This window comes from Streptomyces sp. TM32 (genome assembly GCF_004122755.1).
Lineage (GTDB): Bacteria > Actinomycetota > Actinomycetes > Streptomycetales > Streptomycetaceae > Streptomyces > Streptomyces sioyaensis.
In genome coordinates this window covers 1-26,991 of sequence record NZ_SDIG01000001.1, presented here as the reverse complement: position 1 = coordinate 26,991, position 26,991 = coordinate 1, and the positions used below count along the sequence as shown (strand labels likewise).

General features: G+C 70.3%; 28 protein-coding genes, 1 tRNA gene and 1 riboswitch. Of the genes, 20 read left to right on the top strand and 9 right to left on the bottom strand.

From position 1 onward, the window contains the following. The first annotated feature begins 96 nt into the window (after window positions 1-96). Window positions 97-1,599 carry an RDD family protein gene (locus EST92_RS00145; protein WP_129278942.1) on the top strand — a complete coding sequence of 501 codons (1,503 nt, stop codon included), beginning with the start codon at window positions 97-99 and terminating at the stop codon, window positions 1,597-1,599. Between the two features lie 169 nt (window positions 1,600-1,768). Next, window positions 1,769-2,608 carry an RDD family protein gene (locus EST92_RS31470; RefSeq protein WP_174243881.1) on the top strand — a complete coding sequence of 280 codons (840 nt, stop codon included), beginning with the start codon at window positions 1,769-1,771 and terminating at the stop codon, window positions 2,606-2,608. On the opposite strand, the gene EST92_RS00135 is transcribed toward EST92_RS31470, so the two are convergent. After that, complete coding sequence (locus EST92_RS00135) at window positions 2,600-2,956, bottom strand: hypothetical protein (RefSeq protein ID WP_129278941.1); 357 nt, start codon at window positions 2,954-2,956, stop codon at window positions 2,600-2,602. The two genes, EST92_RS31470 and EST92_RS00135, sit on opposite strands and share 9 nt — an antisense overlap. Before the next feature lie 408 nt (window positions 2,957-3,364). On the opposite strand from EST92_RS00135, the gene EST92_RS00130 reads away from it, so the two are divergent. Continuing rightward, window positions 3,365-5,755, top strand: a complete 2,391-nt coding sequence (locus tag EST92_RS00130; protein WP_129278940.1) for an immune inhibitor A domain-containing protein — start codon at window positions 3,365-3,367, stop codon at window positions 5,753-5,755. 116 nt (window positions 5,756-5,871) lie between these two features. Then, a complete protein-coding gene (locus EST92_RS00125; protein ID WP_040899147.1) occupies window positions 5,872-6,246 on the top strand; it encodes a hypothetical protein in 375 nt (124 codons plus the stop codon). 81 nt (window positions 6,247-6,327) lie between these two features. On the opposite strand, the gene EST92_RS00120 is transcribed toward EST92_RS00125, so the two are convergent. Both EST92_RS00120 and EST92_RS00115 read right to left on the bottom strand, forming a co-directional pair. Next, on the bottom strand, window positions 6,328-6,924 hold the full coding sequence (locus EST92_RS00120) for an isochorismatase family protein (protein ID WP_129278939.1): 597 nt from the start codon (window positions 6,922-6,924) through the stop codon (window positions 6,328-6,330). A gap of 169 nt (window positions 6,925-7,093) precedes the next feature. Then, entirely contained in the window at window positions 7,094-8,422 is a 1,329-nt protein-coding gene (locus EST92_RS00115; RefSeq protein WP_129278938.1) for a nicotinate phosphoribosyltransferase, read from the bottom strand. Between the two features lie 152 nt (window positions 8,423-8,574). On the opposite strand from EST92_RS00115, the gene clpS reads away from it, so the two are divergent. From clpS to EST92_RS00075, 8 genes are all read left to right on the top strand, one after another. Continuing rightward, entirely contained in the window at window positions 8,575-8,928 is a 354-nt protein-coding gene (gene clpS, locus EST92_RS00110; RefSeq protein ID WP_129245651.1) for an ATP-dependent Clp protease adapter ClpS, read from the top strand. After that, a complete protein-coding gene (locus tag EST92_RS00105) occupies window positions 8,925-9,521 on the top strand; it encodes a DUF2017 domain-containing protein (protein ID WP_129278937.1) in 597 nt (198 codons plus the stop codon). The genes clpS and EST92_RS00105 overlap by 4 nt, the downstream gene beginning before the upstream one ends. Window positions 9,522-9,842: 321 nt before the next feature. Then, window positions 9,843-11,303: an amino acid permease gene (locus tag EST92_RS00100; protein WP_129278936.1), complete on the top strand. Its 1,461-nt coding sequence runs from the start codon at window positions 9,843-9,845 to the stop codon at window positions 11,301-11,303. 152 nt (window positions 11,304-11,455) lie between these two features. Beyond that, window positions 11,456-11,881 carry a M67 family metallopeptidase gene (locus EST92_RS00095; RefSeq protein WP_129245644.1) on the top strand — a complete coding sequence of 142 codons (426 nt, stop codon included), beginning with the start codon at window positions 11,456-11,458 and terminating at the stop codon, window positions 11,879-11,881. 84 nt (window positions 11,882-11,965) lie between these two features. Then, on the top strand, window positions 11,966-12,139 hold the full coding sequence (locus EST92_RS00090) for a putative leader peptide (RefSeq protein ID WP_329150806.1): 174 nt from the start codon (window positions 11,966-11,968) through the stop codon (window positions 12,137-12,139). A 132-nt stretch (window positions 12,140-12,271) separates the two neighbouring features. After that, window positions 12,272-12,550, top strand: a complete 279-nt coding sequence (locus EST92_RS00085) for a MoaD/ThiS family protein (protein ID WP_129278935.1) — start codon at window positions 12,272-12,274, stop codon at window positions 12,548-12,550. A gap of 1 nt (window position 12,551) precedes the next feature. Further along, window positions 12,552-13,502, top strand: a complete 951-nt coding sequence (locus tag EST92_RS00080; protein WP_129278934.1) for a cysteine synthase — start codon at window positions 12,552-12,554, stop codon at window positions 13,500-13,502. Between the two features lie 458 nt (window positions 13,503-13,960). Beyond that, the gene (locus tag EST92_RS00075; RefSeq protein WP_093483429.1) at window positions 13,961-14,713 is read left to right on the top strand and encodes an MBL fold metallo-hydrolase; all 753 of its coding nucleotides are present in this window, start codon (window positions 13,961-13,963) and stop codon (window positions 14,711-14,713) included. Window positions 14,714-14,781: 68 nt separating this feature from the next. Here the strand turns inward: EST92_RS00075 and EST92_RS00070 are convergent, their stop codons facing one another. Then, window positions 14,782-16,053, bottom strand: coding sequence for a PTS transporter subunit EIIC (locus tag EST92_RS00070; RefSeq protein ID WP_129278933.1), 1,272 nt, complete (start codon window positions 16,051-16,053; stop codon window positions 14,782-14,784). A 396-nt stretch (window positions 16,054-16,449) separates the two neighbouring features. Then, complete coding sequence (locus EST92_RS00065) at window positions 16,450-17,763, bottom strand: PTS transporter subunit EIIC (protein ID WP_129278932.1); 1,314 nt, start codon at window positions 17,761-17,763, stop codon at window positions 16,450-16,452. 40 nt (window positions 17,764-17,803) lie between these two features. Here EST92_RS00065 and EST92_RS32520 point away from each other — a divergent pair, with 40 nt between their 5' ends. From EST92_RS32520 to rdgB, 3 genes are all read left to right on the top strand, one after another. Then, entirely contained in the window at window positions 17,804-18,235 is a 432-nt protein-coding gene (locus EST92_RS32520) for a PTS glucose/sucrose transporter subunit IIB (RefSeq protein ID WP_275540834.1), read from the top strand. A gap of 98 nt (window positions 18,236-18,333) precedes the next feature. Continuing rightward, the gene (rph, locus tag EST92_RS00055; RefSeq protein WP_129245634.1) at window positions 18,334-19,065 is read left to right on the top strand and encodes a ribonuclease PH; all 732 of its coding nucleotides are present in this window, start codon (window positions 18,334-18,336) and stop codon (window positions 19,063-19,065) included. A 109-nt stretch (window positions 19,066-19,174) separates the two neighbouring features. Beyond that, a complete protein-coding gene (gene rdgB, locus EST92_RS00050) occupies window positions 19,175-19,807 on the top strand; it encodes an RdgB/HAM1 family non-canonical purine NTP pyrophosphatase (RefSeq protein ID WP_129278931.1) in 633 nt (210 codons plus the stop codon). Window positions 19,808-19,880: 73 nt separating this feature from the next. Here rdgB and EST92_RS00045 read toward each other — a convergent pair. The 3 genes from EST92_RS00045 to EST92_RS00035 all read right to left on the bottom strand — a co-directional run bounded on the left by EST92_RS00045 (window position 19,881) and on the right by EST92_RS00035 (window position 22,822). Then, window positions 19,881-19,964, bottom strand: a tRNA-Leu gene (locus tag EST92_RS00045). A 40-nt stretch (window positions 19,965-20,004) separates the two neighbouring features. Then, window positions 20,005-21,018, bottom strand: coding sequence for an HNH endonuclease signature motif containing protein (locus tag EST92_RS00040; RefSeq protein ID WP_129278930.1), 1,014 nt, complete (start codon window positions 21,016-21,018; stop codon window positions 20,005-20,007). 271 nt (window positions 21,019-21,289) lie between these two features. Beyond that, a complete protein-coding gene (locus tag EST92_RS00035; RefSeq protein WP_129278929.1) occupies window positions 21,290-22,822 on the bottom strand; it encodes an MFS transporter in 1,533 nt (510 codons plus the stop codon). Between the two features lie 340 nt (window positions 22,823-23,162). Here EST92_RS00035 and EST92_RS00030 point away from each other — a divergent pair, with 340 nt between their 5' ends. Both EST92_RS00030 and EST92_RS00025 read left to right on the top strand, forming a co-directional pair. Further along, the gene (locus tag EST92_RS00030; RefSeq protein WP_129278928.1) at window positions 23,163-23,672 is read left to right on the top strand and encodes a hypothetical protein; all 510 of its coding nucleotides are present in this window, start codon (window positions 23,163-23,165) and stop codon (window positions 23,670-23,672) included. Continuing rightward, window positions 23,672-24,937: a HAMP domain-containing sensor histidine kinase gene (locus tag EST92_RS00025; RefSeq protein WP_129278927.1), complete on the top strand. Its 1,266-nt coding sequence runs from the start codon at window positions 23,672-23,674 to the stop codon at window positions 24,935-24,937. Before EST92_RS00030 ends, EST92_RS00025 begins: the two co-directional genes overlap by 1 nt. A gap of 61 nt (window positions 24,938-24,998) precedes the next feature. Here EST92_RS00025 and bcp read toward each other — a convergent pair whose 3' ends face one another. Then, on the bottom strand, window positions 24,999-25,466 hold the full coding sequence (bcp, locus tag EST92_RS00020) for a thioredoxin-dependent thiol peroxidase (RefSeq protein WP_129278926.1): 468 nt from the start codon (window positions 25,464-25,466) through the stop codon (window positions 24,999-25,001). Window positions 25,467-25,692: 226 nt separating this feature from the next. Here bcp and EST92_RS00015 point away from each other — a divergent pair, with 226 nt between their 5' ends. The 3 genes from EST92_RS00015 (at window position 25,693) to EST92_RS00005 (ending at window position 26,964) form a co-directional block, all read left to right on the top strand. Continuing rightward, the gene (locus EST92_RS00015) at window positions 25,693-26,010 is read left to right on the top strand and encodes a DUF3618 domain-containing protein (protein ID WP_129245618.1); all 318 of its coding nucleotides are present in this window, start codon (window positions 25,693-25,695) and stop codon (window positions 26,008-26,010) included. 130 nt (window positions 26,011-26,140) lie between these two features. Next, window positions 26,141-26,443, top strand: coding sequence for a co-chaperone GroES (locus EST92_RS00010; RefSeq protein ID WP_048828920.1), 303 nt, complete (start codon window positions 26,141-26,143; stop codon window positions 26,441-26,443). A 108-nt stretch (window positions 26,444-26,551) separates the two neighbouring features. Then, window positions 26,552-26,611: riboswitch (guanidine-III (ykkC-III) riboswitch) on the top strand. A gap of 32 nt (window positions 26,612-26,643) precedes the next feature. Then, window positions 26,644-26,964, top strand: a complete 321-nt coding sequence (locus EST92_RS00005; RefSeq protein ID WP_129245616.1) for a multidrug efflux SMR transporter — start codon at window positions 26,644-26,646, stop codon at window positions 26,962-26,964. Window positions 26,965-26,991: the final 27 nt, after the last annotated feature.

The window sequence follows — 26,991 nt, the reverse complement described above, 5'->3', positions numbered from 1 at the left end:
CACCGCACAACCCGGGGTCTGATAGATGTGGACGCCGCGTTGCGGCAGACTGCACTCCACATTCCACAGGCCGAGTACAGATACGGGACTTCGGACATGAGCGCCCCTACCTCAGGATCCGCCGGCGGTAGCCCCACGCCAGGCTTCTACCCGGACCCGTCCATCCCCGGCTACATCCGGTACTGGAACGGTGCCGCATGGGTGCCGGGCACCAGCCGGCCGGCCCCGGCCGACGGCGAGGCCATGCCCGCCCCGCCGCCCGGCGCGGCGCCGCCGTCCCCTGCCGTCGAGGAGACCGGCCCGGTCTTCTTCGACGAGGAGGACGCGGCCGGGGGCTCCGCGCTGCCGGTCGTCCGCCGCGCCGGCGAGCTCGCGGCCCCGCCCGCCGCGAACTGGGACGACACGGCCCGACTGCACGGCGCCGGCCCCGAAGCGGGCGCCGCCTGGGGGGCCGACGCCTCGCGCCAGGCCGGGTTCGCCGGCGAGGGCGACCACCGGGTCTCCTGGGGCTCGCCGGAGCAGGCGCCTCCCGGCACTCCGTCGGGCGCCCCCGCGTGGGGCGCGGTGCCGCCGCAGCGCGCGGAACCGGCCGGTGTGGAGGCGGCGGAGGCGTCCGCCCCCAAGCCCCCGTCCGACGGGACGGTCGCCATCCGCGCGGTGAACCCGGCCGCCCGCCGCGGCACGGGCTCCGGCGACCAGGGGACCACCGCGATCCGCGCGGTCCGGCCGGACGCCGGTGAGCCCGCCAAGGCCCACGAGACGATGACGTTCCGCGCCGCGGGCACCGGCCGTACGGCTTCCGCGGCGCCCGGTACCGGGTCCCCGCAGGCGCTCCCCTCCGTCGGCGCACCCCAGCAGCAGAGCCGCCCGGCACCGCAGCAACAGCCCCCGCAGCAGCAGGCCTCCCGCCCGCAGGCTTCGGCCCCGCAGGCGCCCGCCCCGCAGACCCCGGCACAGCAGCCGGCCGGTCAGCAGGGGCCCGCGGCCGGTTTCCCGGCGCAGGGCGGTGCCGCGTCGGCCGCGCCCGGACCGCAGGGTGCCGACGCCGACGGTGTCATCCCCTGGAAGCCGCCGGCCGCCGCCGACCCCTTCTACGAGGCCCTCCAGGCGGCGCAGGGTCACCCGGCGGGCCTCGGCCGCCGGTTCGCGGCCCGGCTGATCGACACCGTGGTGCTGGGCGCGGTCACCGCCGCGGTGGCCGTGCCCATGTGGGGCACCGTCACGGACCACCTCGCCGCCAAGGTCGAGGCCGCCAAGCAGTCCGGCCGCCAGGTGACGGTCTATCTCATCGACGGCACGACCATCCCGGTCTTCGCCACGATCCTGGCCGTGCTGCTGCTCGGCGGTGCGCTCTACGAGGCGCTGCCGACCCTCAAGTGGGGCCGCACCCTGGGCAAGAAGCTGTGCGGGGTCCGGGTCCTCGACATCGAGAGCCACGACACCCCGACCCTCGGCGCCGCGCTCAAGCGCTGGTTCGTCTACGGCGTGCTCGGCGTCCTCGCGATCGGCGTGCTGAACGCCGCCTGGTGTCTGTTCGACCGGCCGTGGCGCCAGTGCTGGCACGACAAGCTGGCGCGGACGTTCGTCGCGTCCGGCTGAGCATGCGCGCGGGACCGGCTGCCCGCCGTCCGGGTGGCCGGTCCTCGCGTGAGGGCCGGCGCCGGCGCGGTCCGGGGGCGGCCGGCGGCGTTCCCGTCCGGCGGGCAGCCGGTCCCCCGAACGGACTTCGCCGGATGCGGCGGGCCGCGACAAGCGGTCGACTCGGGCCATGAGTACCGACCAGCCCGGGCCCGGCGCCGGTGAGCCGCCGGAGGACGAGCCGTTCCTGAAGAAGCCCCAGGAGCCCCCGGCGGGCGGCGCTCCCCGCAACAGCTCTTCCCGCGAGAACGGCTCCCCGCGCAACAACCACGCCAACGGTTCGGGCGGCGGCGAGGGCGCCGCACCACCCCCGGGCGGCCAGCAGCCCCCGCCGCCTCCCGGTGGCACTCCGCCTCCCGGCGGGACGCCGCCCCCCGGAGGCGGCCCGTACGGCGGTGGTCCCTACCCGGGCGGCCCGTATGCCGGCGATCCCTACGGCGGGCAGTACGGGCAGCCGGCCGATCCGCTGGCCGGGATGCCGCCGCTGGCCAACCGCGGCCGCCGGCTCGTCGCGCGCATCATCGACGCGATCATCATCGGGGTGCCGGTGGGCATCATCATGTCCGTGATCGTCGGCGGGGTGAACTACTTCAGCACCGACAGCGATCAGGCCCGCGGGCAGTGGACGGTCTCGGGCGTCACCATGCTGGCGTATCTGATCTACGAGGGGCTGATGCTCAGCAGCCGGGGGCAGACCCTCGGCAAGATGGCGATGAAGATCCGGGTGGCGATGCTCTCGAACGGCTCGATCCCCACGCCCCAGGCGGGCTGGACCCGGGCCGCGGTCTACACGCTGCCGGAGATCGTGCCCTGCTGCGGCTTCGTCTTCTGGCTGATCAACGTCTTGTGGTGCACCTGGGACAAGCCGTATCAGCAGTGTCTGCACGACAAGGCGGCAAAGACCGTGGTGGTGTCCACGGAGCAGGCCCCGACCGCGGCTTCGCCCCCGCCCCCGCCCCCGTCAGCGTGAGTGCTCGCCGAGCCGGCCCCGGGCGGCCGCGGCCGGTTCGGTGACCTTCGCCCAGCCGCCACGGGAGGCGGAACCCGCCCGCCGGATGCGCCCGGACGGCGACGGGACGGCCCGCAAAGAGGCGGGTGCGGCGGGCGACTTGGCCCGTTCGGTACGCCGGCGGACCACCCGCGGCACCTCGGGCATCGGCACCGTCATGGCGACCAGCAGCCCGAGCCCGAGTCCGGCGATGGCGATGACCGCGATCCCGATCCCGGTCTGCGTCTGCGACAGCAGCAGCATCGCGAGGGTGGAGAAAAAGACGGTGGCCGAACCGTAGGCGAGCTGTGCGGCAGTCGGACGAGGCATGGCGGAATCCGTCCTCGGAGGGTCGGTAGGGGGGTCTCGGTCAAGCACGCGCCATCGAAGGAGCCTACGGTCCTGACTGCCCGGGCGGAACGCCAAGTAAGCGTGACCTAACCCACGGTTCCGAAGCACAGGGGCGCACGGAACGGCCTGCGGCGCGCGGGGGGTGTGGCGTCATGCCAGTTGGCGGCGGGGGCGCATGCCCAGCGGGCATATACGCCCGGTCCCTGCCCAGGTGGGTGGTGTGAGGTGACCTCCGCCACCGCGGCGCCGTCCGCTGTCCGATAGCCGCAACTGGCGGACCGAGTAACGTACTTCGCTGTCGTGCTCAAGTCAAGATCTGTCTTTTTCCCCGTACTTCCGGTCGAATGCCCTCGAACAGTGACCGGTCTAAGGGGAGGACAGCGCCAAGTGAGACAGCAGAGAACGGTGTTCAGATCGGCCGCCCTGGCCACGGCAATTGCTGCGATCGGGGCGGCCGCTTTGTCTTCGGGGGTGGCTTCGGCCGACCCGCAGGGTCCGTCGCCCGTCGCCAGGCGCCATGACCCGGCCCCTGAGCGGACCGTGGCCCACGACCTCAAGGGCCCGTTCAGCGACCGGCAGGCGGCCGAGCGCAAGGAAGCCCTCCAGCAGGTCCTCGCCGGTGACGCCAAGCCGACCGAGCGGGGCGGTTCCGCGGTCGTCAAGCTCGGCAAGAGCAAGTACGTCGAGCTGGCCCGGAAGAAGACCGACAAGATCTTCACGATCCTGGTGGACTTCGGCGACAAGGTCGACAACACCACGATGTTCGACCCGGACGGCGACGGCCCGCTGCCGCCGGTGAAGAAGTACGGCGGCGACCCCGGCCCGGCGCACAACCAGATAGCCCAGCCGGACCGTACCAAGGACAACAGCACAGCCTGGCAGAAGGACTTCGACCAGAAGCACTTCCAGGACCTGTACTTCTCCCACGACAAGAAGAAGCAGTCGCTGGCGAAGTACTACGAGAAGCAGTCCTCGGGCCGCTACTCGGTCAACGGCGAGGTCTCCGACTGGGTCAAGGTCGACTCGAACGAGGCCCGCTACGGCTCCAACTACTGCGGCCAGCACAACTGCAACAACGTCTGGGACCTGATCCGCGACGGCGTCAACCAGTGGGCCAAGGACCAGAAGGCCAAGGGCCGTACCGACGCCCAGATCAAGGCCGACCTCGCCAAGTACGACCAGTGGGACCGCTACGACCACGACGGCGACGGCAACTTCAACGAGCCCGACGGCTACATCGACCACTTCCAGATCGTGCACGCCGGCGAGGACGAGTCCGCCGGCGGCGGCGTCCAGAAGACCAACGCTCTGTGGGCACACCGCTGGTACGCCTACGGCACCGACGCGGGCAAGACCGGCCCGGGTGCCAACAAGGCGGGCGGCACCCAGATCGGCGACACCGGCATCTGGGTCGGCGACTACACGATGCAGCCGGAGAACGGCGGACTCGGCGTCTTCGCCCATGAGTACGGTCACGACCTGGGCCTGCCGGACGAGTACGACACCTCCGGCACCGGCGAATCCTCCGTGGACTTCTGGTCGCTGATGTCGGGCGGCTCCTGGCTCGGTACCGGCAAGGACAGCATCGGCAACCTGCCCGGTGACATGAGCGCCTGGGACAAGCTGCAGCTGGGCTGGCTCAACTACGGCAAGGCGAAGGCCGCGTCCAAGTCCTCCTACAAGCTGGGCTTCTCGGAGTACAACACCAAGAACAAGCAGGCCGTGGTCGTCAACCTGCCCGCCAAGCAGGTCAAGACCGACGTCGTGCAGCCCGCCGAGGGCTCCCACCAGTGGTGGAGCGGCCGGGGCGACGACCTGAAGAACACCCTGACCCGGCAGGTGGACCTCACCGGTAAGTCCAAGGCGTCCCTGGGCCTCAAGGGCTGGTGGGACATCGAGAAGGACTACGACTACCTCTACGCCGAGGTCTCGACCGACGGCGGCAACAACTGGACCGCGCTGGACGGCACCGCGGGCGGCAAGCCCATTGCGCGCGACGGCAGCGACAAGCCCGCCCTGACCGGCACCGTGGCCGCCTACCAGGACCTCGCCTACCCGCTGGACGCCTACGCGGGCAAGAAGATCGACCTGCGCTTCCGCTACCAGACCGACGGCGGCACCAACGGCAAGGGCTTCGCGGCCGACACCGTCAGCGTCACCGCCGACGGCACGCCGCTGTTCAGCGACAACGCCGAGAGCGGCGACAACGGCTGGACCAGCAAGGGCTTCTCGCGGATCGGGGCCTCGTTCACCAAGTCCTACCCGCAGTACTACATCGCCGAGAACCGCCAGTACGTGTCGTACGACAAGACCCTCAAGGTCGGCCCGTACAACTTCGGCTGGACCACGGCCAAGCCGGACTGGGTGGAGCACTTCCCGTACCAGAACGGTGTGCTGATCTGGCTGTGGGACACCTCGCAGCCGGACAACAACGTCGGCCAGCACCCCGGCTACGGGCAGATCCTGCCGGTCGACGCGCACCCCAAGGCCGAGCACTGGGCCGACGGCAAGCTGATGCGCAACCGCTTCCAGAGCTACGACTCGACCTTCACGCGGTTCCCGACCGACGCGCTGACCCTCCACCGGGACGGCACGCCGGTCAAGATCGCCTCGAAGAAGGGCGTCACGCTCTTCGACGACCGGCACGGGGTCTACTACGACAAGACCAACCCGACCGGTGGCGTGATCGTTCCTGACACCAACACCCGGATCAAGATCCTCAAGGAGGCCCGGGACGGCTCCACGGTGACGATTCAGGTGGGCCCGGCAGGTAAGTAGAAGGTAAAGCCCCAGGTCAGATGCTATTCGGCCGTTGCCCCCTAGCGGGCGGCGGCCGATTAGCGTTTAGATGCGTTCTACAGTTCCTTGTTGACGCGAAGTCTCACGGGGGAGAAATGACCAAGTCCGGTGGCGGTTACATCAGGCTCCCTGGAGGGAGCGTGGTGGTCGCCCTCTCACTGCCCAGGCCGGCGCACGGCCCGCGGCCCGGCCCGTACGACTGCGGGTGCCGGGTCCGGGTGCTGGTCCATGCGGTGAATCGCCAGCGCGCCCTGACCAGGCTGCGCAACCTCGGGCTGCGCAGGGTCTACCTGCGCGGCAACACCGAGCCACCCACGCCCGACGAGATCACGGCCGTCCTGCACCACCCCGACGGGGTGGTCTGGCGCGAGACCCCGGAGGACGACACCGAGTCGTGGCACCCGATACGGGCGCTGATGCGACCACAGATCCACCCGGCGCCCGCTGCCGACTACCGGGCCGCGGGGTAGGGCGCGCGGCCCGGAGGGCGCCCGCCCAGGGCCGCCGTGACGCCCGCTGCGACACCCGCCGGCGCAACGCCCCGGTGGGTGTCAGCCGCCGCGGAGCACCGGCTTCCCGGTCAGCTCGGCGCCCGCCGCGCGCAGCTCCGCCAGCGCCCGCTCGGTGGTGTGCGCGGCCACGCCGGCCGTCAGATCCAGCAGGACGTGGGTGCGCAGCCCGGCACGGACCGCGTCCAGGGCGGTGGCGCGTACGCAGTGGTCGGTGGCGAGGCCGACCACGTCGACCTCGGTCACGTCGTGCCGGTGCAGCCAGTCCGCGAGGGGGGTGCCGTTCTCGTCCTGGCCCTCGAAGCCGCTGTACGCCCCGGAGTGGGTGCCCTTGTCGAAGACCGCGTCGATCGCGCCGGAGGCGAGCGCCGGGGCGAAATTGGGGTGGAAGCCGCTGCCCTCCGTGCCGGCCACACAGTGCACCGGCCAGGAATGCTCGTAGTCCGGGTGGTCGGAGAAGTGGTCGCCCGGGTCGATGTGGTGATCACGGGTGGCCACGACGTAGCGGTAGCAGCCGCCGGCCGCCTGGCCCACCAGATCGGTGATGGCCGCCGCGACATCCGCACCCCCCGCCACCGCGAGGCTGCCGCCCTCGCAGAAGTCGTTCTGCACATCAACGACGATCAATGCCCGGTGCATGGTGCGTGCCTTCCGGCTGGGAATCGGGGGACCGGCCCGGAGTGTGGTGTGGTGGTGTGACCGAGGGTAGCCACTGGCGGGGCAATGTGGGAGTGGGGCGGAGCCCGGCCGCCGCCCCGGCGCACCGCGGCCGCCGGCGCTCCGCCGCGGGCGGCTCGGACGCCCCCGGTCAGACGTATTCGGTGGGCAGCACGGCCTCGCCCCGGGAGAGCTGGGTCGCCGACAGCGGCAGCTGGTCGCGGGCGGCGATGTGCCGGTCGCGGGCGGCGTCCAGCGGCTCGCGGGCCACCACGGTGCCGCCGCTCACCAGCGGCACCAGCAGCTGCCGGTCGGCCAGCTCCGCCGGGACCGGCCCGGTGCCGATGACCTCGGCCTCGGCGACACCCTCCGCGTCCAGCCGGCGCGCCGCCCACTTACGGCCGCCGAGCGAGCTCTTGGCGCCCATCGACTTCTTCGCCACCGGCCGCAGCGGGGCCCCCGGCTCGTCGCTGTCGGCGCGGGCGACCAGCTTGTAGACCATCGAGCAGGTCGGGTGCCCGCTGCCGGTCACCAGCTGGGTGCCGACGCCGTAGGCGTCCACCGGGGCGGCGGCCAGCGAGGCGATGGCGTACTCGTCCAGATCGCTGGTCACCACGATCTTGGTCTTGGTGGCGCCCAGCTCGTCCAGCTGCTGGCGCACCCGGTGGGCGATCAGCAGCAGATCGCCGGAGTCGATCCGTACGGCACCGAGGCCGGGCCCGGCCACCTCCACGGCGGTGCGCACCGCCTCGGCGACGTCGAAGGTGTCCACGAGCAGGGTCGTGCCGCTGCCGAGGGTGTCGACCTGTGCGGTGAAGGCGTCCCGCTCGGTGTCGTGCAGCAGGGTGAAGGCGTGCGCGCTCGTGCCGACGGTGGGGATGTGGTACCGGAAGCCGGCGGCCAGGTCGGAGGTGGTGTGGAAGCCGCCGACGTAGGCGGCCCGGGCCGCGGCCACCGCCGCCAGCTCGTGGGTACGGCGGGCGCCCATCTCCATCAGCGGGCGGTCGCCGGCCGCCACCGCCATCCGGGAGGCGGCCGCGGCCACCGCCGAATCGTGGTTGAGGATCGAGAGGATCACCGTCTCCAGCAGCACCGCCTCGGCGAAGGTGCCCTCGACCCGCATGACGGGGGAGCCGGGGAAGTAGACCTCGCCCTCCGGGTAGCCCCAGATGTCGCCGCGGAAGCGGAAGCCGGCCAGCCAGTCGAGGGTCGGCTCGTCGAGGATGCCGCGCTCGCGCAGAAAGCCGAGGATCGTTTCGTCGAAGCGGAAGTTCTCCACCGCGTCCAGCACCCGGCCGGTGCCGCCCACCACGCCGTACCGGCGGCCCTCGGGCAGCCGGCGGGTGAAGACCTCGAAGACCGAGCGCCGGTCCGCGGTGCCGGACCGCAACGCGGCCTGCAGCATGGTGAGTTCGTACTGGTCGGTGAAGAGCGCAGTCGACGGCACGGCCACCGGCAGCCCCAGGTCTGCTGTGTTCATGGAGATGATGCTACCTCCAATACTCGTCACTTTGACGATAGCGGGGTGCGGGCCTCCCGGGGCCCCTGTCGGCGGGCGACCGCGGCCCGCCGACGCGGCCCGCGCGAGGGGCATTTGTGCGTCGCAGGTCCCCGGGTGGCAGCATGGGGCCTGTGAGCGCCCACCCGTCACCCACGAACACGCTCCGGCCGCACCACTGCACCCTCAGTGTCCCGGTCGAGACCGAGCGTCCCGAGTCGAGCGAGGCTCCCTTCGAGGTCCCCGAGCCCGACCTCCCGTGGGTCACGATCGTCCACAACGACCCCGTCAACCTCATGAGCTATGTCTCCTACGTCTTCCAGACGTACTTCGGCTACTCCAAGGACAAGGCACACCAGTTGATGCTCGACGTCCATCACAAGGGGCGCGCGGTGGTCTCCAGCGGCAGCCGCGAGGAAATGGAGCGCGACGTGCAGGCCATGCACGGCTACGGCCTGTGGGCGACCCTTCAGCAGGACCGCCGATGACCGGGCACTTCGAGCCGCTGCCCGACGGCGGTGCATCGGTCCCCCTCGACGAGGTCGAGATCTCCATCCTGCGCAGCCTCGCCGTCCAGCTGATGGAGCTGATCGGCCCGGGCGAGGAGGCCGGGGAGCGCGAGGGCGACGACCTGCTGGCGTCGATCTTCAACGACGGACCCAGCGAACCGCCCGCCGACCCGGTCCTGGCCCGCCTCTTCCCCGACGCCTACGGCGGCCCCGACCTCGTCCCCGACGACGACGTCCGCGCCGCCTCCGCCGAATTCCGCCGCTACACCGAGAACGATCTGCGCTCCCGCAAGCGCGAGGACGCCCTCGCGCTGATCCGCGCGCTGGACACGCTGGCACCGACCGGCGGTGGCAGCGCGGAGCTGCGGCTGAAGCCCGAGGAGTGCCGGCAGTGGCTGGGGGCCCTCAACGACCTCAGGCTGGCCATCGGAACGCGGCTTGAAGTGACCGATGAGGAGGACGGCGGCGAGCTGCTGCGGCTGCCGGACAGTGATCCTCGCAAGCCGATGGTGATGGCCTACCTCTGGCTCGGCGGCCTCCAGGAGACTCTGGTCGAGTCACTGATGGGGTGAAATCCGGGCGTATCGCCCCGGTAGTTCACGCAGTGTTCGCTCAGCGGATGCTCAAATCCGCATAACGATCGCATCACCACCACCCAGCGAGTTGCGGCCACTTGCTGGGTTTGTCCCCTTTTCCTCGTGGTGCGGTTCACGCCATCCCTAGGCGATCTTCTGGGCGTCGTGTTAGATGTTCACGACCTGCCGTGAGTGACGCCACCCCTGTCGCTGCGGGAGCGCTCGGCCGGCCGACCGTCGGCGTGCAGGACTCCATCCGGGGGGGATCGGGACCCGATCCGGACAGACCGGGTCGGTATGGAGAAAGGCGCACCACACATGACCTCTGTGCAGGTCGACAAGCAACACGACGGCAACGAGGCAGCTGATCAGGCCCCCGAGGAGGGCTATCAGCGGGGACTGGGAAACCGTCAGATCCAGATGATCGCCATCGGCGGCGCCATCGGTACGGGTCTCTTCCTCGGAGCCGGTAAAGCGATCTCGATGGCCGGGCCGAGCATCATCCTCGCCTACGCCATCGTCGGTCTGGTCATCTTCTTCATCATGCGGGCCCTGGGCGAACTGCTCATGTACCGGCCCGTCTCCGGCTCCTTCTCGGAGTACGCGCGGGAATTCCTCGGCCCCTTCGTCGGCTTCGTGACCGGCTGGACGTACTGGCTGTTCTGGGTCGTCACCGGTATCACCGAAGTGACCGCCGCGGCCACGTACGTGCAGTACTGGAACAAGGGCATACCGCAATGGGCCGCAGCGCTGGTCTTCACCGTCGCGCTCTTCGGTATCAACCTGATCTCCGTGAAGATCTTCGGTGAGCTGGAATTCTGGTTCTCGATGGTCAAGGTCACCGCGATCGTCGGCATGATCCTGATCGGCCTCGGCGTGATCACCCTCGGCTTCTCCAACGCCGGTGACACCGCGTCCTTCACCAACCTGTGGTCCCACGGCGGCTTCTTCCCCAAGGGCATCGGCGGCACGCTGATGACGCTGCAGATCGTGATGTTCGCCTTCCTCGCCGTCGAGCTCGTCGGCGTCACCGCGGGCGAGGCGACCGACCCGAAGAAGGTCCTGCCCAAGGCGATCAACACCGTGCCGTGGCGGATCGGCCTCTTCTACATCGGTGCGCTGATCATCATCCTGTCCGTCGTCAGCTGGACGGTCTTCAAGCCGGGCGTCAGCCCCTTCGTGGCCGCCTTCCAGCAGATCGGCCTGCCGGCCGGTGCCGGCATCGTCAACTTCGTCGTGCTGACCGCCGCGCTCTCCTCGGCCAACTCCGGTATGTACTCCACCGGCCGGATGCTGCGCGACCTCGCGCTCAACGGCCAGGGCCCGAAGTTCTTCACCAAGCTCAGCAAGAACGGCCTGCCCACCTGGGGCACCGGCGTCTCGGTCGCGATGATGCTGTTCGGCGTCTACATCAACTACCAGTGGCCCGGTGACGCGTTCAACTACGTCGTCTCCTTCGCCACCATCTCCGGCATGTGGGCGTGGATCGTCATCCTGGCCTCGCAGCTGCGCTACCGCGCCAAGGCGAACCGCGGTGAGCTGCCGGAGTCCGAGTTCAAGGCCCCCGGCAGCCCCTACACCTCGATCTTCGCGCTGGCCTTCATCGCCATGGTGATCGTGATGATGGGTGCCGACCCGGACGCCCGGATCTCGCTCTACGCGGCTCCCCTCTGGGCGCTGATCCTGGGCGTCGGCTACCTCTGCATCAAGCGGCGCGACGCCGCCCTGGCGGCCGGCACGGCGGCCCAGGAGTCCCCCGCCGAGGACGCCAAGAGCTGAGGCAGCACCCCGGAAGGAACGGGTAAACCCCCGTCGGTCCAGCATGCGGGCCCGTACGTACCAGTCTTCGGTACGTACGGGCCCGCTGCCCGTCCGTCGCCCGCCGCCACCCTCGGCCGAGGGCTCCGCGGGCGCCTCTTATCCTTGGCGCCATGCTGACCCTCACCAAGGCCCTGTACGACCAGATCGTCGAGCACTCCCGGCAGGACCACCCCGACGAGGCCTGCGGCGTGGTCGCGGGCCCGGCCGGCAGCGGCCGCCCCGAGCGGTTCATCCCGATGCTGAACGCCGCCCGCTCGCCCACGTTCTACGAATTCGACTCCGCCGACCTGCTCAAGCTCTACCGGGAGATGGACGACCGGGACGAGGAGCCGGTGATCATCTACCACTCGCACACCGCCACCGAGGCCTACCCCTCGCGCACCGACATCTCCTACGCCAACGAGCCGGCCGCCCACTATGTCCTGGTATCCACCGCGGACACCGACGACGCCGGGCCGTTCCAGTTCCGGTCGTTCCGTATCGTCGACGGCACGGTGACCGAGGAAGAGGTCGAGGTCGTGGCGGCGTACGCCTGAGCGCGTCCCACCTGGCGTACACCAATCGTCCGCATCATGGGACGAGGTTCCAATACCCGGACCGGGAATCGATACGATGACCGCATGGTTGACCCTGACGTGAGCGAAAAGAGGCCGGGCATGCTGCTGCTCGCTCCGCTCGCCACGCGTCGCTCCGCATCTGCTCTGCTGGGCGCGTTCGGCTGCGGAGCCGCACGGCTGCACGTCGATCTGTGCCGTCTTTCCAGCGCGATCTGTCCGCGCTGCGCCGCCGCCTGACCCGGCCTGCCCCGGGCGCGGCGCGCGTCCCGGCACCCCGCACTTCCCGCGTCACCCGACGCCCTCCCGGCACGCCGTACGCCGTGCACCCGGGAGCACAGCCCCCACCCCGCACTCCGACTGGAGCACTCCATGGCCATCGAGGTCCGAATCCCGACCATCCTGCGCACCTACACCGACGGCCAGAAGGCCGTCGAGGGCAGCGGAGAGACCCTCGCCGACCTCTTCAGCGACCTGGAGAGCCGGCACACCGGCATCCGTGAGCGCCTCGTCGAGGGCGAGCAGCTGCGTCGCTTCGTGAACGTCTACCTCAACGACGAAGACGTCCGCTTCCTGGAAGGCATCTCCACCAAGCTCGCCGACGGCGACAACGTGACGATCCTCCCGGCGGTGGCCGGCGGAATGGTGTGACGTGCGGTACGACTCCCCGCTGGCGGCGGTCGGGAACACCCCTCTCGTCCGCCTTCCGCGCCTCTCGCCCTCCGACGACGTCCGTATCTGGGCGAAGCTGGAGGACCGCAACCCCACGGGTTCGATCAAGGACCGGCCCGCGCTGCACATGGTCGAGCAGGCCGAGAAGGACGGCCGGCTCACCCCCGGCTGCACCATCCTGGAGCCCACCAGCGGCAACACCGGCATCTCGCTCGCCATGGCGGCCAAGCTCAAGGGCTACCGCATCGTGTGCGTGATGCCGGAGAACACCTCGTCCGAGCGGCGGGAGCTGCTCGCCATGTGGGGCGCGGAGATCATCTCCTCGCCCGCGGCGGGCGGCTCCAACACGGCCGTACGGGTCGCCAAGGAGCTGGCCGCCGAGCACCCCGACTGGGTGATGCTCTACCAGTACGGCAACCCCGACAACGCCGGTGCGCACTACGCCACCACCGGCCCCGAGATCCTCGCCGACCTCCCCTCCGTCACCCATTTCGTGGCCGGTCTGGGCACCACCGGCACCCTGATGGGCGTCGGCCGGTACCTGCGCGAGCATGTCCCGGGCGTCCAGATCGTCGCCGCCGAGCCGCGCTATGACGACGTGGTCTACGGTCTGCGCAACCTCGACGAGGGCTTCATCCCCGAGCTCTACGACGAGTCCGTACTCACCACCCGCTTCTCGGTCGGCTCCGAGGACGCGGTCCGCCGCACCCGCGAACTCCTCGCCGAGGAAGGCATTTTCGCGGGCGTCTCCACCGGCGCGGCACTGCATGCCGCGATCGGCGTAGCCAAGAAGGCCGTCAAGGCGGGGGAGAACGCCGACATCGTCTTCGTCGTCGCCGACGGCGGCTGGAAGTACCTCTCCACGGGCGTGTACACCGCCGAGTCCACCGAGGCGGCGATCGAAACGCTGCACGGGCAGCTCTGGGCGTAGGGCCCCTGGGCCTGTCCGACGGGTCAGGGTCGGACAGGCCCGCGGAGCGGGGTCGCGGCACGCCGGGCGACGGGCGACACCCCGGGTGACGGGCGACACGCTCGGGCGTGCCGGAACGAATGCGAGCCCCCGGGCGCCCCGGTACATCCCGGGCGCCCGCGGTAGTCGGTAGCCGGGGGCGGCAGACGTGGACGGGGCAGTGACAGCGGCCACTGCGTACGGGCGTACGGGGCGTCAGCCCGGACTGGTGATTCCGCCCACAGCTCGCCCCGCTGGAGGAGCCACAGCCCCCATTGCGCCTTACGCTCGTGGGCACCGCACAGACTGCCAAGGACCCGGCAAAACCCGGCAGGGCCCCGCCGGGAAGCCCCGCATGGATCCTTCCCCAAGCTCTCCACCGCGCGAGAGCGAAGGGAGGCGCCTGACCGCCGCCCCCGCCCACGGAGGTTCACGCCCGTATGAAGCTCACTGTCGTCGGATGCTCGGGGTCGTTCCCTTCGATGGAATCGGCCTGTTCGAGCTACCTCCTGGAGGCCGACGGCTTCAGGCTGCTCCTCGACATGGGCAACGGCGCCCTGGGTGAGCTGCAGCGCCACACCGGCCTCTATGACCTGGATGCCGTACTCCTGTCGCACCTGCATGCCGACCACTGCATCGACCTGTGCGGCTATTTCGTCGTGCGCTACTACCGTCCGGACGGCGGACGGTGCGCGCCGATGCCGGTCTACGGCCCGGCCGGAACCGAGCGCCGGCTGACCGTGGCGCACGCCGACCTTCCGTACGACGGCGCGATGAGCGAGGTCTTCGACTTCCGCACCCTGTCCCCGGGCACCTTCACCATCGGGCCGTTCACGATCCGTACGGAGCGGGTCAGCCACCCCGTGGAGGCCTTCGGCGTCCGGGTCGAACACGGCGGCAGGTCGCTGACGTACTCCGGGGACACCGGCCCCTGCGACGCGCTGGAGATCCTCGCCGCGGGTACCGACTTCTTCCTGTGCGAGGCGTCCTTCACCTACGGCAAGGAAGACATCCCGGATCTGCACCTCAACGGGCGGGAGGCCGGCGAGGCCGCCCGGCGGGCCGGCGCGGGGCGGCTGGTGCTGACCCACATCCCGCCGTGGACCGATCCGGACATCAGCATCCGCGACGCCCAGAAGGTCTACGACGGGCCGGTCGAGGTCGCCAAGGCCGGCGCGATCTACGAGATCTGAAGCGGGCGGGCCCCGGAAACCGTACGGTCTCCGGGGGCCCTCGCCGTTGCGCTGCGGACCTGCCGGGGTCAGCCCTTGTACTGGGCCTTCTCCTCCGCGGCGACCTCCTCCTCGGACTCGCGTCCAGGGGTCGGGAGATTGAACTTGATGATCGCGAACCGGAACACCGCGTAGTACAGCGCCGCGAAGACCAGCCCCATCAGGGCGAGCAGCCAGGGCTTGGTGGCGATACCGAGGTTCAGCAGGAAGTCGATCGCGCCGGCCGAGAAGCCGAACCCGTCCTTCATCCCCAGGGCCCAGGTCAGCGCCATCGAGACACCGGTGAGCACCGCGTGGATGGCGTACAGCACCGGGGCGATGAACATGAAGGTGAACTCGATCGGCTCGGTGACGCCGGTGACGAAGGCGGTCAGCGCGATGGAGAGCATCATGCCGCCGACGACCTTGCGGCGCTCGGGCCGGGCGCAGTGCACGATCGCCAGGCAGGCGGCCGGCAGCGCGAACATCATGATCGGGAAGAAGCCGGTCATGAACTGTCCGGCCGAGGGGTCATGGGCCAGGAAGCGGGCGATATCGCCGTGCTTGCCGTGGTAGTCACCGGCCTGGAACCACGGGAAGGAGTTCAGCAGGTGGTGCATGCCGACCGGGATCAGGGCGCGGTTGGCGACACCGAAGATACCGGCGCCCACCGCGCCCGAACCGACGAGCCAGGCGCCGAAGCTGTGCAGACCGGCGCCGAGCACGGGCCAGATGTAGCCGAAGAGGATGCCGATGACCAGGCCGGCGAAGGCGGCGAGGATCGGCACGAGGCGGCGGCCGCCGAAGAAGCCGAGCCAGTCGGGAAGCTTCTTGCGGCTGTAGCGCTGGTAGAGCAGCGCGACCACGATGCCCATCACGACGCCGCCCAGCACTCCCGCGTCCACCGGCGGGGCGGCATCGGTTATCTTCCCGTCGACGATCTTCTGGACGGTGGGGAGGTTGCTGTCCGGGAAGGTGCCGAGGACCTTGCTGAAGACCAGGTAACCGACGACCGCGGCCAGGGCGGTGGAGCCGTCGGACTTCTTCGCGAAGCCGATCGCGATGCCCACGGCGAAGAGCATCGGCATGTTGTCGAGCAGGGCGCCGCCACCGGCCGCCATGAACTCGGCGATCTTGTTCAGGAACGCGGGGAACGCTTCCCGGCCGAGCATGTCCGGCTGGCCGAGCCGCACCATCAGCGCCGCCGCGGGCAGGGTGGCGATCGGTAGCATCAGGCTGCGGCCGATGCGTTGGGCCACTGCCATGGCGCCGGCGCCGCGGCCTTTCTTCTCGGGGGCCGCTGTCGCGGTGGCCGAACTCATCGGATTCCTCCTGGTGAGGCGGGGACTCGGTGGGGGCCCACTGGTCTCCTGGTCTATACCGGTCAGTGGTTTAGACCATTCTTACACGGTGGTTCGCCGCAACGGAATCCCCGTGAAGCGCCCGCAAGGCCGGTAACGGCCGGGGTGTCGGCGGGCTGCGGGTGACGGGCAGCGGCGCCCGCCGCACGGTGACGCACCAGGACGGGGCGGGGCGGCGGTACCGGCTCCGGGCCGTTCGGGCTCGTTCGGGCCGCTCGGTACGTCGGGACGGGCCGGGTAACCGGGGGCGCACCCGCACAACTCCCGCCGCTTCCAGGCAAGTTGACGACCGCGATGGGGTTCCTGGCCCTGCGTGCTCTTCGCTCGCCCCCGGGTGGCTCCCGGCTCCGCCGGCCCCTACTTCACGTTCTCCCGCTCCATCGCGTCCCCCACCTCATCCGGCTCCCGGCCGGGCGTCGACATGTTGAACTTCGTGATCACGAAGCGGAAGAGGGCGTAATAGACCAGCGCGAAACACAGGCCGATGGGAATGATCAGCCAGGGCTTGGTCGCCAGCCCCCAGTTGATGACGTAGTCGATCAGGCCCGCCGAGAAACTGAAGCTGTCGTGCACGCCCAGACCCCAGCTCACCGCCATCGACACACCCGTCAGCACGGCATGGATCACGTACAGCACCGGCGCGACGAACAGGAACGAGTACTCGATCGGCTCGGTCACGCCCGTCACGAACGAGGTCAGGCCGACCGACAGCATCATGCCGGCGATCTCCTTGCGGCGGTGCGGCTTGGCACAGTGCGCGATCGCCAGCGCCGCGGCCGGCAGCGCGAACATCATGATCGGGAAGAACCCCGTGGTGAACTGCCCCGCCGTCGGGTCACCCGCCAGGAACCGGTTGATATCGCCGTGCACCACCGTGCCGTCCGGCTTCGTGAAGCTGCCGAACTGGAACCAGACGAAGGTGTTCAGGAACTGGTGCAGGCCGATCACCAGCAGCGCGCGGTTGGCGACGCCGAAGAGCCCGGCGCCCCACGACCCCAGCCCCGTCAGCCACTCGCTGAAGCTCGTCAGCGCGTCACCGATCGGCTGCCAGACGAACAGGCACAGCACCGCGAAGACCAGCCCGACGAAGGCCATGATGATCGGGACCAGCCGGCGGCCGTTGAAGAACCCCAGCCAGTCCACCAGCTTCACCCGGTGGAAGCGCTGCCACAGCCAGGCGGACAGAAACCCCATGACGATGCCGCCGAACACCCCCGGGTTCTGGAAGGAGGCCTGCGTCACGGTCAGCGTCTTGTCGACGCACACCCCGCTCCACAGGCCGGCCTGGGTGTACGTCTGCCCCGCGGCGCAGCCCGCCGGGAACGCGTGCATCACCGAGAAGTAGACGAGGAATCCGGCCACCGCCGCCAGCGCCGTCGACCCGTCCGACTTCTTGGCCATACCGATCGCCACACCGATGCAGAACAGCAGCGGCAGCCCGAGCCCCGAATCCAGCAGGGCGCCGCCCGCGGCCGCGAAGACCTTGCCGACCGCGTCCCAGCCCAGCCCGTCCGCGCCGAACACGTCCGGCTGCCCGAGACGATTGAGAATTCCCGCAGCGGGCAGTACGGCAATCGGCAACTGCAGACTGCGTCCCATCTTCTGCAGCCCCTGGAAGAGGTTGGCTCCCCAGTGCCTCTTCGGTGCCGCCGCCGCTGCGTTCGAACTCATCGGTGTCCTCCCGGCAGTCGGCCCGTCGACAACCGCCCTGGTGCTTGCCGCATACTGGTGGTGTAGACCACTTGTGGGTGCGTTCCGGCAGGTCCGTCCGGGCCGTCCGGCGCGCACTCCGGTGATCGCCATCCTTCGTCACACAGCGGACAAACGCCCACATAGTTGGGCCGAACGTGCGTTACGGTGTGAAACCGCCCGGCGGAACCGTCGGCGGCCGAGACAAGCAGGAGTGGACATGGCCAGCAAGGCTGAGAAGATCGTCGCCGGGCTCGGCGGACTCGACAACATCGAAGAGGTCGAGGGCTGCATCACCCGCCTCCGCACCGAGGTCGTCGACCCCTCCCTCGTCGACGAGGCCGCCCTCAAGGCCGCAGGCGCCCACGGCGTCGTCAAGATGGGCACCGCGATCCAGGTCGTCATCGGCACCGACGCCGACCCCATCGCCGCCGAGATCGAAGACCTGATGTGACGACCTGAGCCCCGCTCAGCGCGCCTCCCCGAAGGCCCCGCACCGGACGGATCCACCGCCCGGAGTGGGGCCCTCACGTTGCCGATAGGGTCTACGCCATGTCTCGCATCGACGGCCGCACCCCCGAACAACTCCGCCCGGTCACCATCGAACGCGGCTGGAGCAAGCACGCCGAAGGCTCCGTCCTCATCTCCTTCGGCGACACCAAAGTCTTCTGCACCGCATCCGTCACCGAAGGCGTCCCCCGCTGGCGCAAGGGCACCGGCGAAGGCTGGGTCACCGCCGAATACTCGATGCTGCCCCGCTCCACCAACACCCGCGGCGACCGCGAATCCGTACGCGGCAAGATCGGCGGCCGCACCCACGAGATCAGCCGCCTCATCGGCCGCTCGCTGCGCGCCGTCATCGACTACAAGGCCCTCGGCGAGAACACCATCGTCCTGGACTGCGACGTCCTCCAGGCCGACGGCGGCACCCGCACCGCCGCCATCACCGGCGCCTATGTCGCCCTCGCCGACGCCATCACCTGGGCCCAGGGCAAAAAGCTCATCCGCCACGGCCGCAAGCCCCTCACCGGCACCGTCTCCGCGGTCAGCGTCGGCATCGTCGACGGCACCCCCCTCCTCGACCTCTGCTACGAAGAGGACGTCCGCGCCGAAACCGACATGAACGTCGTCTGCACCGGCGACGGCCGCTTCGTCGAGGTCCAGGGCACCGCCGAGGCCGAGCCCTTCGCCCGCGACGAGCTCAACGCCCTCCTCGACCTCGCCGTCGCCGGCTGCGCCACACTCGACGCCACCCAGCGGGAGGCGCTGGCCCGCACACTCTGAAGCACGACCGCAGGGGGGAGGGGAGGGCCCGCGCCCACCCCCCTGCGACCCGCTTCCCCTGTGACCCGGGGACACGGCCGGGATCTGCACACCGGGATAATCACTGCCCATGCAGCCTCACACCGGCCCTGAGCCCGCACCCCAGCGCCTGATCCTCGCCACCCGCAACGCCGGCAAGATCAACGAGCTCCGCGCCATCCTCGACGCGGCCGAGCTCCGCGTCGAACTCGTCGGCGCCGACGCCTACCCCGACGTCCCCGACGTCAAGGAAACCGGCGTCACCTTCGCCGAGAACGCACTGCTCAAGGCCCATGCCCTCGCCCAGGCCACCGGCCACCCCGCCGTCGCCGACGACTCCGGCCTCTGCGTCGACGTCCTCGGCGGCGCCCCCGGCATCTTCTCCGCCCGCTGGGCCGGCCGGCACGGCGACGACCGCGCCAACCTCGATCTGCTCCTCGCCCAGCTCGCCGACATCGCCGACGACCACCGCGCCGCCCACTTCGCCTGCGCCGCGGCCCTGGCCCTCCCCGACGGCACCCAGCGCGTCGTCGAGGGCACCCTTGAGGGCACCCTGCGCCACACCCCCACCGGCACCGGCGGCTTCGGCTACGACCCGATCCTCCAGCCCCTCGGCGACACCCGCACCTGCGCCGAACTGACCCCCGACGAGAAGAACGCCATCAGCCACCGCGGCAAGGCCTTCCGGGCACTGGCACCGGTGGTGCGGGAGTTGTTGGGCTGAGGCGGTAGCTCCGAGCCTGTACGCACGAAAACGGCCTGCGAACCGAACCTTCGATTCGCAGGCCTTTCAGATGTGCGGCCGGTGGGACTCGAACCCACATGGGATTTCTCCCACGACATCCTAAGTGTCGCGCTTATACCAATTCAGCAACGGCCGCTGGTCATCTGCCATAGTAGCGGGCTCGACATCTCGGGGGATCAGGTACCCGACGGCACTTCTGGTTGGTTCCGGCCTCTTCGGTTGCGGCACCACGTGTCGGTGAGCGCATGGCAATTGGGGCACAAATAGCGGAGATTCCCGGCGCGATTGTCGCGCCAACTGCCGTTGATGTGGTCGATCTGCAGAGTGATGGGCCGACCTCGCCATTCACCGGGGTTTCCGCAGGAGGCGCACTCGTAGGGGATGCCGATTTCGCCGAGCGCGCGGTGCAGCCGCTCGCGGTTGACGCGAGGTGAGCCCTCGGGGCGCACGCACAGTACCTGGACGGCGAGGGGCTTGGTGGGTGGCGGAAGGGCGGCGCGTCGTGACCTCCGTTTGAAATGCGATACATCCAGCCGGAGTTGTACGACCTTGCGGTGGATACGGCGATGACTCGCGTCGTTCACGGGCAGCGCGAGCGCTCGCATGACGTCTGCGTAGCTCGTGGCGGCGGCCACCGCCTCGCGCAGGCGGTCTTCGGGCAGCGGGCGGCGTTGGTAGGCGAAGTGCCCGGTGTCCACGCCGAGTTCGGCGAGCAGACGCCGTAGCGCGGCGCGTGTGCGGCTGTCGTCAGAGATGCCGAGAGCACGGGCCAAGGCTCGAACGCTGGTTGCCTCTGCGGCGGCCGCGCGTACCTCGTCCGGCGTGCACGGGAGTTCAGGCCTGGAGCGGCCCAGGCTCGGGAAGTGCCCGGTGTCGATGCCGGCTGCCGCGATACGCCGGCGCAGGTGAGAGAGCGTCCCGGTGGCGGGGATGGCACCCAGCTGCCGCGCGACCTCGTGCAGGGTGGTGGACGATGCCACGGCCCTGGCTATCGCTTCGTCAGGGTACTTACGCCACGGGCTCCGCCGTGTGAAATGGCTGGTGTCGATCTCGTACGCGGCAACCGTCTGCTGGAGGACCCGTCGCTGTCCACCGTTGATCCTCAGGCCGAGCCCACGCATCAGCTCGGACCAGTTCGATGCCCCGGCGACGGCCGTTGCCAGCTCGGTCGGCGTGAATCCGGTGGGCATGCGCTATGCCCACCTGTGCTGTCCTGGTGGCTCCAAGCATTCCGTGCTGTCCGGAGGCGCCATTCCCGCCGACCGGGTTGATTCCGCGGCGCCGTACTCGTGAACGCCTGTGACCGGCATGCTCTCCCCGTCCCGCGCACCAGGCCCGCCCCGTGCGCTCTCTTGAACGGAACAACGATCGAACGCATGGGCGGTTACGGCGGGTTATGGAGCAAGGGCAAAGGGCCTCGGGGAAGGATCCCCGAGGCCCGTACACGGCGCGACCCGTGGCTCAGAACCGCGGCTCCGCCGTCTGGGACGTGATGAGTTCCACCGCCTCCTCCTTGGTGGCCACGGAGGGTGGGGAGCCTTCGAGGGGCTGCTGGGCGGTTTCCTTCATGCAGGCGACGGCGATGACGCCGACGAGGGCGGCGCCCATCGTGTAGTAGGCGGGCACCATGACGTTCTGGCCGAAGGCGTCCATCAGGGCGGTGATCACCAGGGGGGTGGTACCGCCGAAGAGGGAGACGGCCAGGTTGTAGCCGATGGAGAGGGAGCCGTAGCGGACGTTGGTGGGGAAGAGGGCGGGGAGGGCGGCGGACATGGTGCCCAGGAGGCAGACCAGGGAGAGACCGAGGAGGGCCATGCCGCCGCAGACGGCGGGGACGCTGCCCTGCTTGACGAGGAGGAAGGACGGGATCGCCAGGACGAAGAAGCCGAGCATGCCGGTCATCAGCAGGGGCCTGCGGCCGTAGCGGTCGTTGAGCTTGCCGACGGTGCTGAGGACGCACATCAGGGCGACCATGGTGCCCAGGAGGATCAGCAGGCCGTGGGTCTCCTCGTAGTGGAGGGTGTCCGTCAGGTAGGTCGGCATGTACGACAGCAGCATGTAGTCGGCGATGTTGTAGGCGCCGACCAGGGCGATGCAGAGGATGAGGGTGGGCCACTGCTGGGCGAAGATCTCGCTGATCTTCTTCTTCGGGGCGTTCTCGGAGAGGTGGGAGAACTCGGCCTCGGCCTCGACGACGGAGCCGGTGGCGCTGTGGGTCTGCGCGGCCTCGAACTTCTGGAAGGCCGGGGTCTCGTCGAGCTTGACCCGGAGGTAGAGACCCACCAGGCCGAGCGGGCCGGCGATCAGGAAGGGCAGGCGCCAGCCCCAGTTGAGCATGGCGTCGTCGCCGAGCGTGGTGTTGAGCAGCAGCACGATGCCGGCGGCGCCGGTGTAGCCGATGAGGGTGCCCATCTCCAGGAAGCTGCCGAAGTAGCCGCGCTTCTTGTCGGGGGCGTATTCGGCGATGAAGGTGGAGGCACCGCCGTACTCACCGCCGGTGGAGAAGCCCTGGACCAGGCGGAAGAGGATGAGCAGGGCGGGGGACCAGAAGCCGATGGCGGCGTAGGACGGGATCAGCCCGATGCACAGGGTGCCCAGCGCCATCATGATCATGGTGAGGGCGAGGACCTTCTTGCGGCCGATGCGGTCGCCGAGGGGGCCGAAGTAGGCGCCGCCGAGGGGGCGTACGAGGAAGGCCACGGCGAAGGTCGCGAAGGACGACAGCAGGCTGGTGGTGTCGCTGCCGCCGGGGAAGAACACCTTGCCGATGGTGACCGCGAGATAGCTGTAGATCCCGAAGTCGAACCATTCCATGGCGTTGCCGAGCGCGGCCGCCTTCACGGCGCGCCGGACGACGCGTTCGTCGGTGACGGTGATGTCGGTGCGCCGCAGTCTGGGGTTCTTGCGCCGGGCGACGGCACGGAAGAGCACCCGGTGGCGCTTGCGCGCTTCCCGGTCCTGGTCGGGAGCGGCGTCAGTGCTGCCGGTCGGCACGAGGCGGTCCTCTCGGTCTGTCAGCGCGCGGGCGCGCGCGGGATACGACAGGTGCGCCTGCACAATCGCGCGCGGATCAAACCACTCTGGCGGGACGAAGCGAGGTACGTCACGCGCGGCTGCGCCGTACGGGGCACCGCGGTGTGAGGTCGAAAGTGCTCTCATGGGGGCACGCCAGGGGTTTCACAGGGCTTGTTACAGGACTGGTACACAGCCGCGCGGTCACCGCCGTGTTCGGGCAATCAGCTTGTGTCCAGGGGACGGGAGAGTGGCAGCGCCGGGCGCGGCATTCGTGTTTGCTGGTGGGGGAGCGGGGCCTGGTCCTCGGGAGGAGATCGTGATGACGGACCGCGGAGGGCCCCGGTGGGGTCGCGGGCGTACGGCGCTGGTGGCCTTTGCCGTGGTGACGGCGCTGGCGGCCGGTGGGGTGTGGCTCGGCCAGACCTCGGACCGGGCGTCGGCGGTGGATGCCGCGCCGAAGACGTCGGCGGCGGTGCAGGACGTGAAGGAGGACGGCAAGCCCTCGGACGGTCTGCCGACCGTGCGTGACTGCGGCATCGGTGCGCCCGAGGTCAAGCCGCGGGTGATTACGCTGACCTGCACGGACGTCGGGATGGTCGCGACCGGGATCAGCTGGAAGAAGTACGGCGCGAAGGACGCGTTGGGGGTCGGTGTGGTGCAGGTGGAGAAGACCGCCGCCGGGGCGGAGACGGATGCCGGGTTCCCGGCGACCTTCCGTCTCTACGGTCCGAAGCGGGTCGACGGCGGGCTGGCATTCACCAGCCTGGAGGTGACGTACGAGGGCTCGACGCCGCTCGGGGACACGACGGAGATGTACAACCTCGCGTGATGGGCATTCGAGGCCGGATCGCCCTGGCCATTTCCTGTATGACGGCTCTGGCCGTGGTGGTGCTCGGGTTTTCCGTGCACCACATAGCGGATGCGGAGCGGGAGCGGTCGGCGCGGGCGTATCAGGACGACCGGCTCAGTTCGGCGCTGCAGATCTACGAGCGGGACGGCACGCTGGCGCTGGGCGCGCAGTTGGACGACGGGACGCTGCCGTCGCCGTTGCGTGAGGCGGTGTTCAAGAAGCGTTCGGGGACGTATGTCAGCGGCGGTGAGGACCCGCGGGTGTGGGCGGCGACCGGGGTCGGTGACGGCACGGGGAGTGGGCCGGTGCGGTCGCTGTCGGTGTCGGCGCCGTATCCGGACGACGATCCCTCGCAGTTGGCGCTGGACCGGGCGTTGTTGATCGCGGGGTGCGGCACGGTCGTGCTGATGGCCGTGGTGTCGTGGTTCGTGTCGCAGCGGCTGTCGCGGCGGCTGCGGCTGAGTGCGGCGGCGGCGCGGCGGATCGCGGCGGGTGCGGAGCCGGACGCGGACGCGCTGGCCAGTCAGGGGCGTGACGAGGTGGCCGAGTTGGGCCGCAGTGTGCACCACATGGCGATGTCGCTGGCGGCGCGGGTGGAGGCGGAGCGGGAGTTCACCGCGGACGTGGCGCATGAGCTGCGGACGCCGGTGGCGGGTCTGGTGGCGGCGGCGGAGTTGCTGCCGCAGCCGCGGGCGGTGGAGCTGGTGCGGGACCGGGCGCAGGCGATGCGGCGACTGGTGGAGGATCTGCTGGAGGTCTCCCGGCTCGACGCGGGGGTGGAGCGGGCGGATCTGGACGCCTGTGAGCTGCCGTCGCTGGTGCGCGGGATCGTGCAGCGGGCGGCGCGGCAGCGCGGGGTGGACGAGGTGTCGGTGACCGTGGAGGGCGAGCCGCGGATCGTGGAGACCGACCGGCGCCGGGTGGAGCGGGTGCTGGTGAATCTGCTGGCGAACGCGGCCAAGCACGGCAAGCCGCCGATCGAGGTGGTGGTGGCGGGTGCGCGGATCGTGGTGCGCGATCACGGTCCGGGCTATCCGGCGGAGCTGTGCGCGGAGGGGCCGCGGCGGTTCCGTACGGCGGCGCCGGAGCGCGGGACGGGGCACGGTCTGGGGCTGACGATCGCGGCCGGGCAGGCCCAAGTGCTGGGCGCGCGGCTGGACTTCGGCACCGCCGCGGAGGGCGGCGCCGAGGCCGTGCTGGAGCTGCCCGAGCGGGCGGGCAGGGTGTGCCCGACCGATCCGTGAGGGAGCCCGTGAGGGGGCCCGGGGCCTGGGCCCTCACGGGCTCCCCGGTCGGGTGTGGTGCCTACAGCCCCAGATCCTTGATGATCTTGGCGACGTGGCCGGTGGCCTTGACGTTGTAGAGCGCGCGCTCGACCGTGCCGTCCTCGTCGAGGACGACGGTGGTGCGGATGACGCCGGTGACGGTCTTGCCGTAGAGCTTCTTCTCGCCGAAGGCGCCGTAGGCCGTCAGCACGGTCTTGTCCGGGTCGCCGAGCAGGGTGACCTTCAGGTCCTCCTTGTCGCGGAACGTGGCGAGCTTCTCCGGCTTGTCGGGGGAGATGCCGATGACGTCGTAGCCGTGGCCGGCGAGGAAGTCGAGATTGTCGGTGAAGTCGCAGGCCTGCTTGGTGCAGCCGGGGGTCAGGGCGGCCGGGTAGAAGTACACGATGACCTTGCGGCCCCGGTGGTCGGCGAGCGAGACCTGCTTGCCGTCCGCGTCGGGGAGGGTGAAGGCGGGGGCGGTGTCGCCGGGCTGGAGTCGCTCGCTCATGTCTCTCCTCAGGCATGGATCCGTACGCTCCGACATTAGCCAGCCCCGCCGGGCGGTGCGGGCCCGGGAGTCCGGGCGGCGCGAAACGGGGGTGCTGTGGGGCAGCCGGGGGTGGGAGCTGACAGACTGTCCATCACGAATCGGCAGTCAGCGAGGTGGCCGGTTCCGTACGGGGCCCTGTGCCCGGCCCCCGTACGCATCGGCGCGAGACGACGGAGGCAGCGCGGTGGCGGAAGCCAGGACCCCGGCGCAGATCGAGGCGGATATCGTCCGCAGGCGGCAGGAGCTCGCCGTCACGCTCGACGAGATCGGTGTGCGGCTGCACCCGAAGACGATCATGGATGAGGCGAAGGCGAAGGCGGCGGAGGCCGTGGACCGCACGGCGGGGCGGGCCTATGTGGCCGCCAATCGCGCGGTGTCGGACGTGCGAGCGCAGCTGGTGTCGGAGAACGGGACGCCGCGGCTGGAGCGGGTCGTTCCGGTGGCGATGATCGGGGTGGCCGTGGTCGGCCTGCTGGTCCTGCGCACGCGGCGGCGCCGGTAGGCCCCGTCCGGCGGACGCTCCGGAGCGCCCCCGCGACGCCCGTGGTGCGGGACGGACGGCGCCGGGCAGGTACGGTCGTGCCGTGAGCCCGAATAACACCAAGGACACCCACGACAAGCTGCCGATCCGGATGCTGCACGACCGTGTGCTGGTCCGGACGGACATCCCCGAGGGCGAGCGCCGCTCGTCGGGGGGCATCGTCATTCCCGCGACCGCGGCGGTCGGCCGTCGCCTGGCCTGGGCCGAGGTGGTCGCGGTCGGGCAGAACGTGCGGACCGTCGAGGTGGGCGACCGGGTGCTGTACGACCCGGAGGACCGGGCCGAGGTCGAGGTGCGCGGCGTGGCGTACGTGCTGATGCGCGAGCGCGATCTGCATGCGGTGGCCGCGGAGCGCCTGGAGGGCGCGGAGGACGCGACCGGGCTGTATCTCTGATTCCGTATCTCTGATTCCGTCTCTGTGCTCCCGTAGTTCCGGCAGGGCCCCTGAAGCGGGGTGGCGGCGGGCGGTGACCTCGGTCACCGCCCGCCGTGCTGCGCTTTGCTAGCGTCGGGGGACACCCGACGAGACGCGCCGTACCGGGTCAGGACAAGACGACGCACCCCTGTTGAAGCTCTTTTCGCGGAGGTGCCGTCATGGCATGGATCCTGCTTCTGGTCGCCGGTCTGCTGGAGGTCGGCTGGTCGGTCGGCCTGCGGTTCACCGACGGGTTCACCAGGCTGTGGCCCAGTGTGGGCACCGGCGCGGGCATCGTCGCCAGCATGCTGCTGCTCTCGTACGCGGCCCGGACCCTGCCGATCGGTACCGCCTACGGGGTGTGGGTCGGCATCGGGGCGGCCGGTGCGGCGGTGGCCGGGATGACGCTGCTCGGCGAGCCGGTGACCGCGGCCCGGATCTTCTTCATCGGTCTGCTGCTGGTGGCGGTCGTCGGGCTCAAGGCGACGTCGGGGCACTGAGGGCGGGAAGGCGGGGCGGGGGCGGAC